A 15,058-nucleotide genomic window follows, 5' to 3' on the forward strand; every position below is an offset into this window, starting at 1 on the left:
GGTCGAGGTCTCTCCTACGGCGACTGACGGGGATGGAGCAGTGGTCCATGCCCAGGTCGTCCGGGCTTCGCGAAGATCGGCTATGGCCTTGTCGTCCCATGCTTGCAGGCGCCGGCGCCACCCTCTCCATGGACGAGCGAGACGCGAGCGCAGCGAGATCGGTGAAACCGTGCCCGGAGTGGCTGTGCCGGTAGGGCTGTTGTCCGCACCGGGTTCGGTGATGTGGGGTGCGGTCACGTGAGCCTTCTCGTGCTGGGGGGCCGTGTGCGCCATGCCGCACGGGCCCCGTCGGCATCCCTGAGGGCGTTACAGAAGGGCGATAGCCGGCTGGTCTCAGGTCGGGTTGACCGGTGTGACCTGGACGTCTCGGTGGGCGCCGGGCTGTGGGCGTGGAAAGGCGCCGGCCAAAGGTGTGGCACGGGTGTAACCGGTGGTTTTACTGGTGAGATGCCAGACCCGGTCGTCGGCTTCGCAGCGGTAGTAGCGGGCCTCGGGTGCGCGGGTGCTGTCTTGCGTCGCCCGGATGGCACCCACTTCTTGCAGGACGGCCGCAGCGCGGGCTTGCGTGGGGTACCGCATCTTCTTGCAGTGACATTTACTCTCGTGCCTGCCGAGGATGTGTTCGGGTGCGCCGGTCGGCAGGCTGATGTGCTGGGCGAGATGCTCCACATCGCACGTACGCAGTCGTCTCCACGGACCGAGGCCGGGTGGGCGTAGGTAGTAGACCCGGGCTTTGCCGTTCGCGGCGCTTCGGACATCTGAGGTGATCATGACGACGGCGCCGCAGGAGTGGAAGGCCTCGAGTCTGACGCGTGCCGGGTGGGTGCTTGTCTCGATCCGCCATCCTGCTTTTGCCAGTACTGTGCCGAGCTGGGCGATGCTGTCGCGTGCGGTCTCTCGGGGCGATCTCGGAGAGGGCACGCTGTCGCGCGCGGAGCGTTCGGCAGCGGTGAGCTGATCCTCGCGGATCAGGGCGCGGGAGACGAGGAAGGCCCTGCTCGGTGGTGCGGGGCGTGGAGGTATGACGCTCATCAAGGGCTCCCGGAACTGGTTCAGATCAGTGCTGGGCTGTCTGCTTTTGTAGCATTCCCACGCGCCGGCGACGGGGGAATGGTTCTTCCTGGGCCTGGCGGAGAAGGCGTCGACGTGGAGGCAGACGCGGGCGCGACCGGCAACCTTGCTGGTCAGGAGCGGGACATGGTTGCCAGGGTCGTTTCAGTGGGGACGGGACTTCCGTCCGGTAGGTATCGACCTGGCCTAGCTGTACCGGGTGCGGCTGACCGAATCGGGAGTGGGCGAGTACCTGAAGCGGTGGGTCTGTCCTTCCAACGGCCGGAGAAGCGTGCCGTTGAGCAGGACCCGCGGGCGGTGCGTCGTCGGCATGAGGAGACCTGGCCGGCGATCCGGCGAAGGTGAGGAATGACGGCGGTGAGGTCATCTTCGCCGACCAGGTCGGCATCCGCTCCGACCAGGTGATCGGCAGCACCTGGGGCGAGAAGGGCAGGGCGCCCGTGGTGCGTAGGAGCGGAAACCAGTTCTCGGTCAACGCGATGTCGGTGATCAGCACCAAGGTCCGGATGCACTTCATGCTCTTCACCGGGCACTTCACCGCCGAGGTGATGTGCTGCCTGCTTCAGCGGCTCGCTGGCCACTTCGGCCGTAAGGTCCACCTCGTGGTCGACGGGCACCCCGCTCATCGCTCCAGGGAGGTCCACAACCGGCTCTTCGCCCGCCTCGACGACATCGAGCTGTACTTCCCTGCCCTCGTACTCGCTCGAGCTGAATCCCGACGAGTTGGCAGGCGCCGACCTCAAGCACAGCCTGCCCGGGCAGCACCGGGCCCGTGGTCAGATTGAACTCGCCACCGGGCCCCGTCGCTTCTTCCGCGAATGCCAGCGTTAGCCACATATTGTCCGCGGCTGCTTCGGCGGCCCGCACGTCCGTTGCGTCCTGGACGAGAACCTCATGAGTTTCTGATCGATACGGCTGTGGCCTACGGCCACCGGCTGATCTTCGTTTTCCAACACAACTTACGATGATCAGCGGTGGCTGTCCTCATCGGAGACCGACCTCACTCGATGCGATCAAGGCCGGCGTCAGACCGGCTGTCCGCTGTCAGAGGGTGACGGCACGCAGCACGATCATGGCGACGGAGGCCATGGTGAGGACCACTGCCGGAGACGCACCCTTGCGGTCACCGACGCGCAGGTGGAAGGCGACCGCCCCGGCGAAATAGAGCGTCAGGCCGATCGCGGCGGCGATTCCGACGGGTCCCCACCAGAGTCCGGCGATCACACCGGTCGCGCCCGCTATCTGAGCGCCGATCAGGAAAGCCATCATGCTCTGCGGCACTCCGAGGGTGGACATCTGCTCGGTGATGTGCCGCGTGCGCAGAGACTTGGCCCCGGCCGATACCAGGAGAAGCGCCGACATGAACACGGTGACGACGGCAAGGGAGACGAACATGCCTGAGAAACCTCAATCGTGTGAGATGCGAGTAAGGGGGCGTGCGCACCTCGACGACGATAGGCGGCCATCAGGTACCTCTAGGTAACCTTCGGGGTATGAGCCTGCGGCCCGGAGTTGCCTTCCTCGTCGACTGTCCCGCTCTCCTGGCCATGGAGATCATCGCCAGTAAGTGGTCCATGGTCACGCTCTTCGCGCTGACCGACGGTCCGTTGCGTCATGGCGAGCTGGTCGAGCTGAGTGGTGGCATTTCGCGCAAGGTACTGACCCAGACGTTGCGCCGGCTCCAGGCCAATGGGCTCGTCGAGCGGCACGCGTACGCCGAGGCGCCGCCGCGCGTGGAGTACGCCCTGACCGATCTCGGGCGAACCCTGGAGGAGCCCATCAGGATGCTCACCGCATGGGCGCGGGAGAACGGCGAGGCGGTCGTCACCTTCCGGGAAGCAGCCCAGGCGGCCAGGACCATCGAGGCGGATCAGGCGACCTTGGTGAAGCCCTCTCGTGTCGATGAGAACCCGAGCCGTTTCTGATCGATGGATGTTGCGGGTCATGACGTTGTTGACGCTCCTGGCCGGGCATATCCGTGCGGCCAGGGTGCGCCGGGGCTCGTCGCTGCATGGCCGGCGCACCGTACCTGAGAAGGTCGCTTCAGGTGGTTGGGTCCCACAGTCCGTCGGCTGCGCCGCGGGCGAGGTGCTCGGTGTAGACGGCGACCTTCCAGGTGATGACGGATCGGCACTCCTCCAACGCCTGGATCTGTGCGTCGACGCGCTGGCGATGGGTGTCGAGCAGGTGCAGGCGTTCCGCTTCGTTGCCCGGTCCGTGGCGTACCAGTTCGGCGAAGTGCTTGAGGTCGGCGAGCGGCATGCCGGATTCGCGGAGTTTGACACAGATCAGCAGCCATTCGACGTCAACGGAGGTGTAGCGCCGTCGGCCGCCCGATGTGCGCTGGACGGGCCCGATGAGCAGGCCCTCGCGCTCGTAGAAGCGCAGCGCGTGCACACTCAGCCCGGTGCGTTCGGCCACTTCGCCGATGCTCAATGACTGCGCGGCATCCTTGCTGGTCGCCATCTGGCTCGTCCCTCGGCTTGATCTAGACCTCGCTCTAGATCGTAGCGTCCGCAGCATGACCATCACCGATCAGCAACCGCTCGGCTCGCCCTTCTCTGCCTCCACCACCGCCGAGGACGTCATGGCCGGCCTCGATCTCTCCGGAAGAACGGCCGTGGTGACAGGGGGCTATTCCGGGCTCGGCCTGGCCACCACACTGGCGCTGACGGCCGTCAGAGCCAGGGTCATCGTTCCCGCCCGCCGCCCCGACGCTGCCCGTGCCGCTCTGCGAGGGGTGAAGAACTGCGAGGTCATCCCCATGGACCTGACCGACCTCGCCAGTGTCCGCTCAGCTGCCGCGCACCTGAGCGACCAACTCGACCGGATCGATGTCCTGATGGCCATCGCCGGCGTCATGGCCACCCCGGAGCGGCGCATCGGGCCCGGCTGGGAAGGCCAGCTCACCGCCAACCACTTCGGGCACTTCACCCTCGCCTGCGAGCTCTATCCCCTCCTGGCCGCCGCGGACGGCGCACGTGTCGTCGTCAACAGCTCCGCCGGACACACCCTGAGCGGCATCCGCTGGCACGACCCGCACTTTCGTACCGGCTACGACAAGTGGCTGGCCTACGGCCAGACCAAGACCGCCAACGCCCTGTTTGCCGTACACCTGGACGCTATGGGACAAGGCGACGGCGTCCGGGCCTTCGCCCTCCACCCCGGCAAAATCATCACCGGCCTCCAGCGCGAGATGGCCTTGAAGGAACAGATCGACCGCGGCTGGGTGGACGAGCACGGCAATGTCATCGGCGAGGGCTTCAAGACGCCCTCTCAGGGCGCCGCCACCGGCCTCCTGGCCGCCACCTCCCCACTCCTCGACAACCGCGGCGGCCTCTACCTGGAGGACTGCGACATCGCACGCGTCTCCGCCCCCGGCACCCCCATGGATGACGGCGGCGTCCGCGCCTACGCCATCGATCCCAATGAGGCCGACCGGCTCTGGTCGATGTCTCTTGCCGCCACCGGCGCCCCACCGATCATCCGATGAAGCCGTGCTCTGCATCTGCCCTGCTGCCCGCTGCTGCGGCGGGCAGCAGGGTGCAGACCGATCCGGCCCGGACCGCGGCCGCGGGCACCAGTACCTCCAGTTCCTTACGCCACGCCATCGGCCACCATCTGATCGGTCACTGTCTTGGTGGCATGAGCCGGCCGATCGGCCATCGGCCATCGGCCAGTCGGTCACGGCCCCGACGCCATCGGCCAGCCGGTCGGCCACCAGCCACTCGGCCACTCGGCCACCAGCAACTCGGGCAGCGGGGTCGGAGTACAGCGCCGACTACTCCGCATCCAGGCGGAGAAAGATCTCGCCGGCTATGTGGGCGGGGTGCTGTACATCGAGCACGGCACGTCTCCTTTCGGATCTCGTGCCGTGAACTCTCCTCACCCAGGCTTGCCGGAAGGCTTGCCCATCTGCTGGACAAGCCTTCCGTAGCCGATCAGGCAAGCCCACCTGCGTGCGGGGCGAGCCTGTCCTATCCGGGCCGTGCAACCGTGGGCAAGCCTGCCCGGGTGCCGGGCAAGCCTGCGGTAGCCAATCGGGCAAGCCTGCCCCGTCCGAACCGTGCAATTGTTGACACGCTGGCCTCCTCAGGCGGGTCGAGCGGGACTCGGCAGGGGCAGATCGGTCACTGCACCGCGTGGCCGATGACCGAGAGATCGGCCATGGCCGATGGCCGATGGCCGATGAGAAGGCGACCAGCCATCGGCCACATATCCTGCGGACCGGCCATGAAGGAGCATCGGCCACATGCCGACGAGCTCCTGCAGACCCTTGGGCATGACAGTGGCCGATGACCCCGATCGGTCATCGGCCACTGTCGGATGCGGAATTGGTCAGCTCTTCACCGACCGCAGGTGCGCACGCCCCTGCTGCCGGCGCTGCTCCGCCAGGTACTCGGCGGCCTTGTCCAGACGCCGCTGACCGGTCCGAGGAGACAGGCCAAGGCGGCGGCCGACCTCGGCGCCCGAGAGCTTCTCCCCCCTCTCCTCAGCCTCGACGAGCCACTCGCTGACCATCACAATCTGTTGCTCCACCGGCTCCAGCGCCAGCTCTGCAGTCTGCTGCTCGGGCAGCCGCGCGGTGGCCTCTCCGGTATCGGCCACCGTGGCCTCCCACAGCATCGAGTCCCCTGCCGGTTCCGCCGGCCGCGCGGAAGGGAGGTCGAGAGAGATCTGCTCCGGCACTCCCCCGCCGGCCCGACTCTCCTCGATCACAGTGGCGGTCGGCGCCCCGGCCGGCTCGCGCACGTGCGGCTCGTCGGCGTCAGGAGCTGGCTCTGTGACGACGGTCCGGGGCGCGGCCGGCTCGAAGAATGGGTGCGGGCTGCTGTCGGCTTCGTCATTCCCGGCGCTTTCGTCGACCGTCGTGGTCGGCTCGTCGACCACGACGGGAGCGACGGCGGGCTGCGACTTGGCCGGCTGGAAGAACGGGTGGCGCGCGTTGGCCTCGGCCGAGACCGAGACGTCGGTCGCCGGAGCCGGCACAGGAGCAGACGGCTCGAAGTCCTGCTCCGCGCCTCTCTGGCCGGCCGCCGTCTCCTCCTTCAGCAAGGACACCAGCACGGTCGGCAGACCTTCGGCTGTGTCCTCCTCTTTGCTCCTGGCCGTCTGGCCCGCACCGGCTTCCAGGGCCCGCTGGTGATCGTCGAATGCCGTCGGCTCATCGGCACGGACCACGGACACTGTGGTGCTCAGGTCGACGCCGGCTCCCTCCAGAACGTGCCCGGCGGTCTCGGCGAGGGGCACGCCGTAGCGGGCCAGACGCAGCGGCATGATCTCTTCAACCGGCGCCTTGCGCCGCCAGCGCCGCCCGTACTGGGACCGCAGCTGGGACTCGTAGATGAGCCGGTGCTGCTCGAGCGTCACGGCCTGCTCGTAGGAGCGGATCTCCCACAGCTTCATACGCCGCCACAGCAAGAACGTCGGCACGGGGGAGAGCAGCCAGCGAGTCAGGCGCACGCCCTCCATGTGCTTGTCGGCGGTGATGTCCGCGATACGGCCCACCGCATGCCGGGCTGCTTCGACCGTGACGACGAAGAGAACGGGGATGACACTGTGCATGCCGACGCCGAGCGGGTCGGGCCAGGAGGCCGCACCGTTGAAAGCGATCGTCGCCGCGGTCAGCAGCCACGCGGTCTGCCGCAGCAGCGGGAAGGGAATCCGCAACCAGGTCAGCAGCAGATCCAGGGCGAGGAGTACGCAGATTCCTGCATCGACACCGATAGGGAAGAAGTACGAGAAATTACCGAACCCCTTCTGCTCCGCAAGCTCGCGAACAGCGGTGTAGGACCCCGCGAATCCGATGCCGGCGATCACCACGGCGCCCGCGATGATGACCCCGATCAGGATCCTGTGCGTGCGGGTCAGCAGGATCGGTGAGGTGCGTATCGTCATGCCCGCCTCTCCTGTATCTGCAGCAAGTTCGTTCACACTCTCACGATCAGCCACCCGGGCAACCAGTCCGACGAAGTGCGCCATGGTTCGTCAGCACTCTTGATCACCGGGTGAAGCGGGCAGGAAGTTCAACAGACGCCCCGACGGCAGGGGCGGCCTTTACTGACCGGCTCGACCCCAGCTGGCAGGGATGCCCTTTGCGCTCGAAGAGACCAGGAGTTCCTGGTGCTCTGTGGAAAGGACTCATCAGCCGCAGGCCGGTTGTTGTCCGCGGACAACAACCGGCAAAGACGGTTCGACGGCTCTGCGGCGGCCCGTCCTCAGCGTCCCGTCACATCAGCAGGGAACTGAGCCAAGGCCTTCTGGATCTGCTCACGAAGAGCGGCGAGCAGCTTGTCCGCCACCTCGCGATCCGCCTCGGCAGCCTCACGGTGGAGCGCAGCAATGCTCTGCAGGCGCGCGGCAAATTCGGCTGCGTCTCGCGTGTGCCGTTTGAGCGCGGCCAGGGCCGCATTCTTGTCTTTGACCGCAGTGACGTCGCGAGGTTCGGCAATGTTCTGACCCGTAGCTTGCGAAGGCACAGAAGGCTCCGGCTGGACGCCATCTGCACGCCTGCGGCTCGCTTCTTCCGGGGCGGACAGCGCTGCTTCTTCGTTGTCCGCGGACAACAAAGCATCGTTGCTCCTCTCGTCCTCATCTGCGCCCGCAGGAGGGAGGACGGTGGGAGAGAGGTTGTTGTCCGCGGACAACGAACCTCCGGCAGCAGTTCGGCTCTCCACCGGCGCAGCGGGGAGAACCGGAGGAAGGGGAATGTTGTTGTCCGCGGACAACAACGCGTCATCGGACGTCCCGTGCGGCTTTGCACCGGCCGGGGCGGGAGCGGCGGGGGAAGGCTTGTTGTCCGCGGACAACAAGCTGTCAGCGCTGCTTTGCTGCAGGACCTGTCGGCCGGCATCGATCAGTCGCTGCTGGGTCTCGCGCTGCTGACTCGCCGCTTCCTTGACAGACGCGAGATGCTCCAGCAGAGCCGCCGTGTCCAGACCGGGGTTCTTGCTGAGATGCCGTGCCAGGAAGCGACCGTCGCGTTCGGACACTGCTCCCGAGCTGAGCTGCTCCTGGAGAGGAGCAGGCAGCGTCAGCAGAGCCAGCTGGTTGGTCACCCAGGAACGGTCCTTGCCCAGCCTCTCCGCAGCCCGGCTGCGGGCCCCTCGCTCGCCTTCGCCCTCCGCGCACACGTCGACCAGCTGCTGGACACCGCGGGCGCGCTCGATCACGTCGAAGTCCTCGCGCTCGAGGTTCTCCGCGAGCAGATGGTCGACGAACTCCTCCCTCGAGGAGGCCAGATCATCACGGACAACGAAGTCGAGCTGCTCGACACCCACATGCAGGGCGCTACGGTAACGGCGCTCCCCGTTGATCAGTACGTGTTCGCAGCCGTCGCCGATCAGGTCCTCGTGCGAGGGCCACAACTTCAGGTAGGCGGCGCGGCTCACAGCGACACAGGCGGCGAGCTGCACCTGGCGCAGCTCTTCGCCGAACCGGGTCATCTCCTCCTTCGTGCCGAAGTTCCGGCGCGGGTTCAACGGGGTGGGAGAGACCTTGGCAAGGTCGAGCCGCACCAGCTCGTAAGAGGGAATCGCACCTTCGGTGATCGCTTTGGCCCGCCCGCGGTCACTGCGCCGGGAGCGACCGAACGAAGAGCTCTGCCCGACCTTGTCGGCGATGCTCATCCCTTGATCCTCCTTGCGATCTTGCGCATGACCTGGGCCTGCTCGCAGTTGGGCTCGTAGGCGAGCAGAGGTTCCTTACGGCGCACCGCCTCGCGCTGCTCCTTCAGCTCCGGCACGACACCGAGGACGGGTTCGTCCATGTTCTGCCAGGACTCCAGGGAAGAGGTGGCAATGAACCCGTTGCGTGCGTCGTAGAGGTTGACGACGAACCCGAGGATGTTGATCTCCACCTTCAGGTCCTCGCAGAGGTCGTCCACCTGATCGGCGAGCATGTCGTAGGCATCGCCGGAGGTGTCCTCGGCCTGGACCGGGACCACAAGTCCGGAGTGGCCGGCCTCTTCGCCCTCACGGGTCCGGCCGTAGTACAAGGCCGTGTCCATGGTGTATCCGAGGCTCGGGGGGCAGTCGATGAGGATGAAGTCGAACTCCTCCTCGACTTCGGTCAGGACCCGCTCCAGCGCGATCTCCTTGATACGCACGGCGCGAGTAGTGGCCAGCTTCGCGTCCAGGAGGAAGGCGTCCTTGCAGGACGGGAGCAGCCACAGCTGCTCCTCGAAGTCGCCGCCCTTTATCGGGACGAAGAGCTCCCGCAGGTCGCCTTCGGTGTCACCGAGCATGTGCTTGGCGAGACTGGGGGCGTCGATCCCCAGCATCGGGTAGCCGAGCTGCTTGGTCAGGTGGCCCTGCGGGTCGAAGTCGACCAAGAGGACCTTCAAGCCCATCTCGGCCAGGGCCTGGGCGACACCGGCGGACACGGAAGTCTTGCCCACACCGCCCTTCTGGTTGCCGAAGACGAGCCGTCGCGCTCCTGTGGTGCTGGGCGCCGAACGACGAGAGGAGGGGTGGGTGTCCAGCCAGTGGCGGATCGACTGGGCCACGCCCTGGTTGTAGGAGATGCCTCGCGACGAACTGGCGGACTTCAGCTTCTCGTACAAACCGGCAGGGAGGTACGTCGAGAAGGAGGATCCGCCGCTGGTGTCGACGGCGGGGTGGCTCTTCAGCTTGATCCAGGAGGTCACGCCGGCGGTCACGGCGTCCTGGATGTCTTCACTCAATTCCGCGGCGCGTACCTTGAGTTCGCGTCGCAGGTCGGTCGGCAGCTTGGCAACTACCTTTTCCCGATCATCAGGGCTGTAGGGAGCGGTCATGGCGCTACCTTAGTAGCGTCCGGGGGCAGAGTCAGCCACCACACGCGGATTACATCCACAGATCCTCTGAAGAGACCCGTAGCTGAGCTGTGCAGCCCCTCAGCAACGCCAGTGCATCCTGTCGAAACAGCTACGCGAGGGAGAGGCCATCGGCATCTTGTTGTCCGCGGACAACAAGATGCTCAGCACTGCCAGCCAGGCAGGCGCCGTATGCGTCTGACGCGCGACCCCAGCCAGGCCTGACGCCAGGCGGAGGAGGTCAGCCCGTGGAAGACAACCTGTGCCACCAATGAGCGCAACCGTTCGAGCAGTACCGCTCGCGACGTCGTTCGTCGGTGATAGCAAGTACCGCAATCAGCAACCGGAACGCCTTCCGGCGCTCGTCGAGGGGCTTGAGAGAAGCGATCTTCCCCAGCTGCTCGTCGATCCGACCACGCGTGATCAGTACTGCCGGCGTGTGCGTCAGGCGCAGTCCAGCACGGCGAATGCTCTCCGGCCCGTCTTCGGCAACGGCGCGTGCCTGAACACAGTGGTGACACAGGAACAGCAGGACCCTGGACTGTTCCTCCGGGCTCAGGGTGTCGAACCATGTGATGCCCCGGGACATGGGGCGGAGCCCTTGGGCGAGTGAACCGCTCCGGGTCTGATGGAGGCTCGATTCCCTGAGAGGATCGAGTCATGGCACGTCCGTCCCCTTACCCTCCCGAGCTTCGCGAGCGCGCGGTGCGCATGGTTGCGGAGATCCGCCCGAACTACCCCACCGAGTGGGCCGCGATGAAGGCGGTCGCGGCCAAGCTGGGGATCGGTGCCGCCGAGACGGTGAGGACCTGGGTCCGCAAGACCGAGGTCGACGCAGGCCAGCGGCCCGGAGTCACGTCGGAAGAGGCCGCGGAGATCAAGCGGCTGCGGGCCGAGAACGCCGAACTGCGACGGGCGAACGAGATCCTCAAGGCGGCCTCGGCTTTCTTCGCGGCCGAGCTCGACCGGCCGTCGAAGCGCTCGTAGCGTTCATCGACGCACACCGCCAGGTGTTAGGGGTCGAGCCGATCTGCCGAGTCCTGACCAGCCACGGACTGAAGATCGCGACGAGCACCTACTACGCCGCCAGGAACCGCACCCCCAGCGACCGGTCGATCCGCGACAGGGAGCTGAAGACGCGGATCATCCGCGTCCACGCCGACAATTTCGGCGTCTACGGGGTCCGGAAGGTCTGGCGTCAGCTGCACCGCGAGGGCATACCGGTGGCCCGCTGCACCGTCGCCCGGCTGATGCGCGACCTCGGCCTCGAAGGCGCCCGGCGCGGGAAGAAGATCCGCACCACCGTCCGGGACGATGGCCATGAGCGGTCCGCTGACCTGCCGCAACGCGACTTCACCGCGTCCAGGCCGAACGAGCGGTGGGTGGCTGACTTCACCTATGTCGCCACCTGGTCGGGGATCGTCTACGTCGCGTTCGTCGTGGACGTGTTCTCCCGGGCGATCGTGGGCTGGTCCGCCGCCACCAGCAAGCGGGCCAAGCTCGTCCTCGACGCACTCGACATGGCCTTGTGGCGTCGCGATCGCGCCGGAACTCCCGTCGGTCCGGGGCTGGTTCATCATTCGGACGCGGGCAGTCAGTACACGTCTTTCGCGTTCACCGCGCACCTAATCGAGGCCGGCGTCGACGCCTCGATCGGCACCGTCGGCGACGCCTTGGACAACGCGCTCATGGAATCCCAGATCGGCCTCTACAAGACGGAGTTGATCAAGCCGCGCAGGCCCTGGCACGGCCTGGCCGACGTTGAACTCGCCACCGCGGAATGGGTCGACTGGTTCAACAACCAGCGCCTGCACACAGCGATCGGCGACATCCCGCCCCACGAGCACGAGACCAACCACTACGCTCAACACCAGCCCCAACCGGCGGCTGGAGTCAACGCATAGAGCCTCCACCGATCCCGGAGCGGTTCAAGCTTCATCTGATCCTGGACAACTACGCGACGCACAAGACGCCCGACATCAAGAAGTGGCTGCTGGCCCATCCGCGGTTCCTCCTGCACTTCACGCCGACCAGCGCGTCCTGGCTGAACCTGGTCGAGCGGTGGTTCGCCGAACTCACGCAGAAGAAGCTCAAGCGCGGCGTCCACCGCTCCGTCCAGGCCCTCGAACGCGACATCCGGGCCTGGCTCGCCAACTGGAACGAGCACCCCAGACCGTTCGTCTGGACGAAGACCGCCGACGAGATCCTCGACAAAGTCGCCGCCTACTGCCGACGAATCTCTGACTCAGATCACTAACGAGCTGGTGCGTGATTGCGGGTGAGATGCACGCTCCTGAGCTGATGGTCTTGTCAGGTGATGGTGTTGCGGTCGGAGACGAGGCCGGCGATGGCCCGGTAGGTATCGGACAGGGCATCTCGCCGGTGGGTCCAGCGGGTCGGCTGCTTCCGGCGCTTGTGATCGGCAAGAGCGTGTTCCGCCGGTATGCGTCGGGAGGAGTGGTGGTGGCGGGCCTGTTCTTGTGCTGCGTGGATCTCGGGCGGGCAGATCTTGTTCACTTTCCGCGGTGGTGTGATCGCCTGGCCGGGGTGATCACGCCGCGGTCCCGGGTAGTCCTTGTCGAGCAGGACGTGGACTTCGGGGAAGTGGCGGAACGGCTCATCGATACCTTCGCCGCGGATGGCGGTCGTATCGTGCATGCGTCCCGGGCGCGGGTTGCCGGCCCACAGGGTGTGACCGTGCCGGTCGGCGATGACGGTGGCTTTCATCGTGTTCTGTTTCTTCTTGCCCGACACCAATGCCCGCCGTCCGCCGCGGCCGGCGGTGGGCCTGCGGACCTGGACCTCGGTGGCGTCCGGGCGCAGCTCGACACCCTCGGCCTGAGCGTAGGCGAAGACATCTGCCAGGGTTCGAAGCCGGATATCAGGACGGTCGGGGACTGCGCATCCGCGTTCGGCCAGGAGTCCGTGTATCTCGCCGACGGCCCGGGTGACGGTGGAACGGTCGACACCGAACAGCAGGGCAAGGACTGAGTGCGGCAGATCGTGCCGCAGGTGGATCAGCGTGGCCGCCGGCCGGTCGACGAAGACCAACCGGTGGCGGGCGCCGGCTCCCGCGGCCCGTTTCCTGGCTCCACCTCGCGCGGCATGACGACGCCCCTCGGCTCCGGCCTGCCACGGCACCGCCAGCTCTTCGATCAGACAAGCGAGATGACGCGAAGAGAGCCCTGTGAACAGCCGATGCGACAACACTGCCCGATTGACCATGATCGCCACAGGCAGATCATGCCACCGACCAGGCACGACACCTCACCCGCTATCACGCACCAGCTCGTAAGTCACTTCTTCTGCTTCTCGGCGTTCTTGGAGTCGATCTCGGCGATGAGGCCCTCGATGAGCGTCTTGATCTCGTCGCGGATGGGTCGGACGGCGTCGACTCCCTGGCCGGCGGGGTCTTCAAGAACCCAGTCGAGGTAGGTCTTGCCGGGGAAGTAGGGGCAGGCGTCGCCGCAGCCCATGGTGATGATGTAGTCCGACGCCTGCGCGGCCTCGACAGTTAGGACCTTGGGCTGCTGGTCGGAGATGTCGATGCCGAGCTCGGCCATGGCGGCCACGGCGGCCGGGTTGACCTGGTCGCCGGGCAGGGAGCCGGCGGAGCGGACCTCCACGCGGCTGCCCGCGAGGTGGCGCAGGAATCCGGCGGCCATCTGGGAGCGCCCGGCGTTGTGGACGCAGACGAACAGCACGGAGGCCAGGGGGGACTCGGACATCGGTTCTTCTTTCGTGACAGACGGGCATCAGCCCGGACTGGCATCACCCCTCACTGATGTGACAGTATCAGTCCATGCTGACGTCAGTCGACACTGAGCTGTTGAAGGTCCTCGCCGACCCCCTGCGGCTCCAGATCGTGACCCTGCTCGCCCACGAGACCCTGTGCACCACGCACCTGGTCGAGGAGACCGGAGCCAGACAGACCAACCTCTCCAACCATCTCAAGGTGCTGCGGGAGGCCGGCGTGGTGGAGACCGAGCCGTGCGGCCGGTTCACGTACTACCGACTGAAGCCCGACGTCCTCGACGCACTCGCCGGCCAGTTCGCCGCACTCGCCGACACCGCCCGCACCCACGCCGACTCCAAGAGGTCCTGTTGAGCCCCACCGCCCCCCCGACCGCCGCCCCGGAGGCATCCGTGGTCGCGAAGCTGTCGACGCTCGACCGCTTCCTCGCCGTCTGGATCCTGCTGGCGATGGCCCTCGGCCTGGGTCTGGGCCGCCTGATCCCCGGCCTGAACGACGCGCTGGCGAAGGTCGAGATCGGCGGCATCTCCCTGCCCATCGCCGCCAGCCTGCTGATCATGATGTACCCGGTGCTGGCCAAGGTCCGCTACGACCGGCTGGAGGCGGTGACCGGCGACAAGAAACTCATGGTCTCCTCCCTGGTCATCAACTGGGTGCTGGGACCGGCGGTGATGTTCGCGCTCGCCTGGATCTTCCTGCCGGACCTGCCCGAATACCGCACCGGCCTGATCATCGTCGGCCTCGCCCGCTGCATCGCCATGGTCATCATCTGGAACGACCTGGCCTGCGGCGACCGCGAAGCCGCCGCCGTTCTGGTCGCCCTCAACAGCGTCTTCCAGGTCATCGCCTTCGGCCTGCTGGGCTGGTTCTACCTCGACCTGCTGCCCGGCTGGCTCGGCCTGGGCGAAGGCGAGACGCTGGACATCTCCATGTGGAAGATCGCCCTCAACGTCGTCATCTTCCTCGGCGTCCCCCTCCTCGCCGGCTTCCTCACCCGCCGCATCGGCGAGAAGAAGCTGGGACGCGAGACCTACGAGACCAAGTTCCTGCCGAAGATCGGCCCCTGGGCCCTCTATGGCCTGCTGTTCACGATCGTCATCCTCTTCGCCCTGCAGGGCAAGACCATCACCTCCCAGCCGCTCGACGTCGCCCGGATCGCACTGCCGCTGCTGGTTTACTTCGCCCTCATGTGGTTCGGCACCTTCGCGCTCGGCAAGGCCATCGGCCTGCACTACGACCGCACCGCCACCCTCGCGTTCACCGCGGCGGGCAACAACTTCGAGCTCGCCATCGCGGTCGCCATCGCCACCTTCGGCGTCACCTCCGGACAGGCCCTCTCCGGCGTTGTCGGCCCCCTCATCGAGGTCCCCGTCCTCGTCGCCCTGGTCTACGTCTCGCTGGCCTGGCGCAAGAAGTTCACCCCCGCCCAGCGGTAGGCA

General features: G+C 66.6%; 14 protein-coding genes and 3 pseudogenes. 7 read left to right on the forward strand and 10 right to left on the reverse strand.

The window, feature by feature from the left end:
- Positions 1–333: 333 nt before the first annotated feature.
- A complete protein-coding gene (locus ACIQKA_RS22635) occupies positions 334–1,032 on the reverse strand; it encodes a hypothetical protein (protein WP_402542147.1) in 699 nt (232 codons plus the stop codon).
- Positions 1,033–1,261: 229 nt separating this feature from the next.
- On the opposite strand from ACIQKA_RS22635, the pseudogene ACIQKA_RS22640 reads away from it, so the two are divergent.
- Positions 1,262–1,977: pseudogene (locus ACIQKA_RS22640) on the forward strand (IS630 family transposase); the annotation flags it as partial.
- Positions 1,978–2,115: 138 nt separating this feature from the next.
- On the opposite strand, the gene ACIQKA_RS22645 reads toward ACIQKA_RS22640, so the two are convergent.
- The gene (locus ACIQKA_RS22645; RefSeq protein WP_402542148.1) at positions 2,116–2,466 is read right to left on the reverse strand and encodes a DoxX family protein; all 351 of its coding nucleotides are present in this window, start codon (positions 2,464–2,466) and stop codon (positions 2,116–2,118) included.
- Between the two features lie 98 nt (positions 2,467–2,564).
- Here ACIQKA_RS22645 and ACIQKA_RS22650 point away from each other — a divergent pair, with 98 nt between their 5' ends.
- Positions 2,565–2,996: a winged helix-turn-helix transcriptional regulator gene (locus ACIQKA_RS22650; RefSeq protein WP_402542149.1), complete on the forward strand. Its 432-nt coding sequence runs from the start codon at positions 2,565–2,567 to the stop codon at positions 2,994–2,996.
- Positions 2,997–3,114: 118 nt separating this feature from the next.
- On the opposite strand, the gene ACIQKA_RS22655 is transcribed toward ACIQKA_RS22650, so the two are convergent.
- Positions 3,115–3,537, reverse strand: a complete 423-nt coding sequence (locus tag ACIQKA_RS22655; protein ID WP_402542151.1) for a MerR family transcriptional regulator — start codon at positions 3,535–3,537, stop codon at positions 3,115–3,117.
- A 55-nt stretch (positions 3,538–3,592) separates the two neighbouring features.
- Between ACIQKA_RS22655 and ACIQKA_RS22660 the strand changes: the two genes are divergently transcribed.
- Positions 3,593–4,564: an oxidoreductase gene (locus tag ACIQKA_RS22660; protein WP_402542152.1), complete on the forward strand. Its 972-nt coding sequence runs from the start codon at positions 3,593–3,595 to the stop codon at positions 4,562–4,564.
- Here the strand turns inward: ACIQKA_RS22660 and ACIQKA_RS22665 are convergent.
- The 5 genes and pseudogenes from ACIQKA_RS22665 to ACIQKA_RS22685 all read right to left on the reverse strand — a co-directional run.
- Positions 4,554–4,682 carry a hypothetical protein gene (locus tag ACIQKA_RS22665; protein WP_402542153.1) on the reverse strand — a complete coding sequence of 43 codons (129 nt, stop codon included), beginning with the start codon at positions 4,680–4,682 and terminating at the stop codon, positions 4,554–4,556. The two genes, ACIQKA_RS22660 and ACIQKA_RS22665, sit on opposite strands and share 11 nt — an antisense overlap.
- A 727-nt stretch (positions 4,683–5,409) precedes the next feature.
- The gene (locus tag ACIQKA_RS22670) at positions 5,410–6,969 is read right to left on the reverse strand and encodes a DUF2637 domain-containing protein (protein WP_402542154.1); all 1,560 of its coding nucleotides are present in this window, start codon (positions 6,967–6,969) and stop codon (positions 5,410–5,412) included.
- 320 nt (positions 6,970–7,289) lie between these two features.
- Positions 7,290–8,699: a ParB/RepB/Spo0J family partition protein gene (locus ACIQKA_RS22675; protein ID WP_402542156.1), complete on the reverse strand. Its 1,410-nt coding sequence runs from the start codon at positions 8,697–8,699 to the stop codon at positions 7,290–7,292.
- On the reverse strand, positions 8,696–9,847 hold the full coding sequence (locus ACIQKA_RS22680; protein ID WP_402542157.1) for a ParA family protein: 1,152 nt from the start codon (positions 9,845–9,847) through the stop codon (positions 8,696–8,698). The genes ACIQKA_RS22675 and ACIQKA_RS22680 overlap by 4 nt, the downstream gene beginning before the upstream one ends.
- 259 nt (positions 9,848–10,106) lie before the next feature.
- Positions 10,107–10,466: pseudogene (locus ACIQKA_RS22685) on the reverse strand (DUF5958 family protein); the annotation flags it as partial.
- Positions 10,467–10,525: 59 nt separating this feature from the next.
- On the opposite strand from ACIQKA_RS22685, the gene ACIQKA_RS22690 reads away from it, so the two are divergent.
- Positions 10,526–11,769, forward strand: a protein-coding gene (locus ACIQKA_RS22690; protein ID WP_402542158.1) for an IS3 family transposase whose coding sequence is annotated in 2 segments (ribosomal slippage) — positions 10,526–10,808 and positions 10,808–11,769 — 1,245 coding nt in all. Because the reading frame shifts where the segments join, the coding sequence is not laid out codon by codon here.
- A 14-nt stretch (positions 11,770–11,783) separates the two neighbouring features.
- A pseudogene (locus ACIQKA_RS22695) lies at positions 11,784–12,122 on the forward strand (transposase); the annotation flags it as partial.
- 53 nt (positions 12,123–12,175) lie between these two features.
- Here the strand turns inward: ACIQKA_RS22695 and ACIQKA_RS22700 are convergent.
- Entirely contained in the window at positions 12,176–13,090 is a 915-nt protein-coding gene (locus ACIQKA_RS22700) for a transposase family protein (RefSeq protein ID WP_402542292.1), read from the reverse strand.
- Positions 13,091–13,161: 71 nt separating this feature from the next.
- The gene (locus tag ACIQKA_RS22705) at positions 13,162–13,593 is read right to left on the reverse strand and encodes an arsenate reductase ArsC (protein ID WP_402542160.1); all 432 of its coding nucleotides are present in this window, start codon (positions 13,591–13,593) and stop codon (positions 13,162–13,164) included.
- A 74-nt stretch (positions 13,594–13,667) separates the two neighbouring features.
- Here ACIQKA_RS22705 and ACIQKA_RS22710 point away from each other — a divergent pair, with 74 nt between their 5' ends.
- Positions 13,668–13,973: an ArsR/SmtB family transcription factor gene (locus ACIQKA_RS22710; RefSeq protein WP_383326820.1), complete on the forward strand. Its 306-nt coding sequence runs from the start codon at positions 13,668–13,670 to the stop codon at positions 13,971–13,973.
- Positions 13,970–15,055, forward strand: coding sequence for an ACR3 family arsenite efflux transporter (gene arsB, locus ACIQKA_RS22715; protein WP_402542161.1), 1,086 nt, complete (start codon positions 13,970–13,972; stop codon positions 15,053–15,055). Before ACIQKA_RS22710 ends, arsB begins: the two co-directional genes overlap by 4 nt.
- The last annotated feature ends 3 nt before the right edge of the window (positions 15,056–15,058 follow it).

Source organism: Streptomyces sp. NPDC092045 (assembly GCF_044756005.1).
GTDB lineage: Bacteria > Actinomycetota > Actinomycetes > Streptomycetales > Streptomycetaceae > Streptomyces.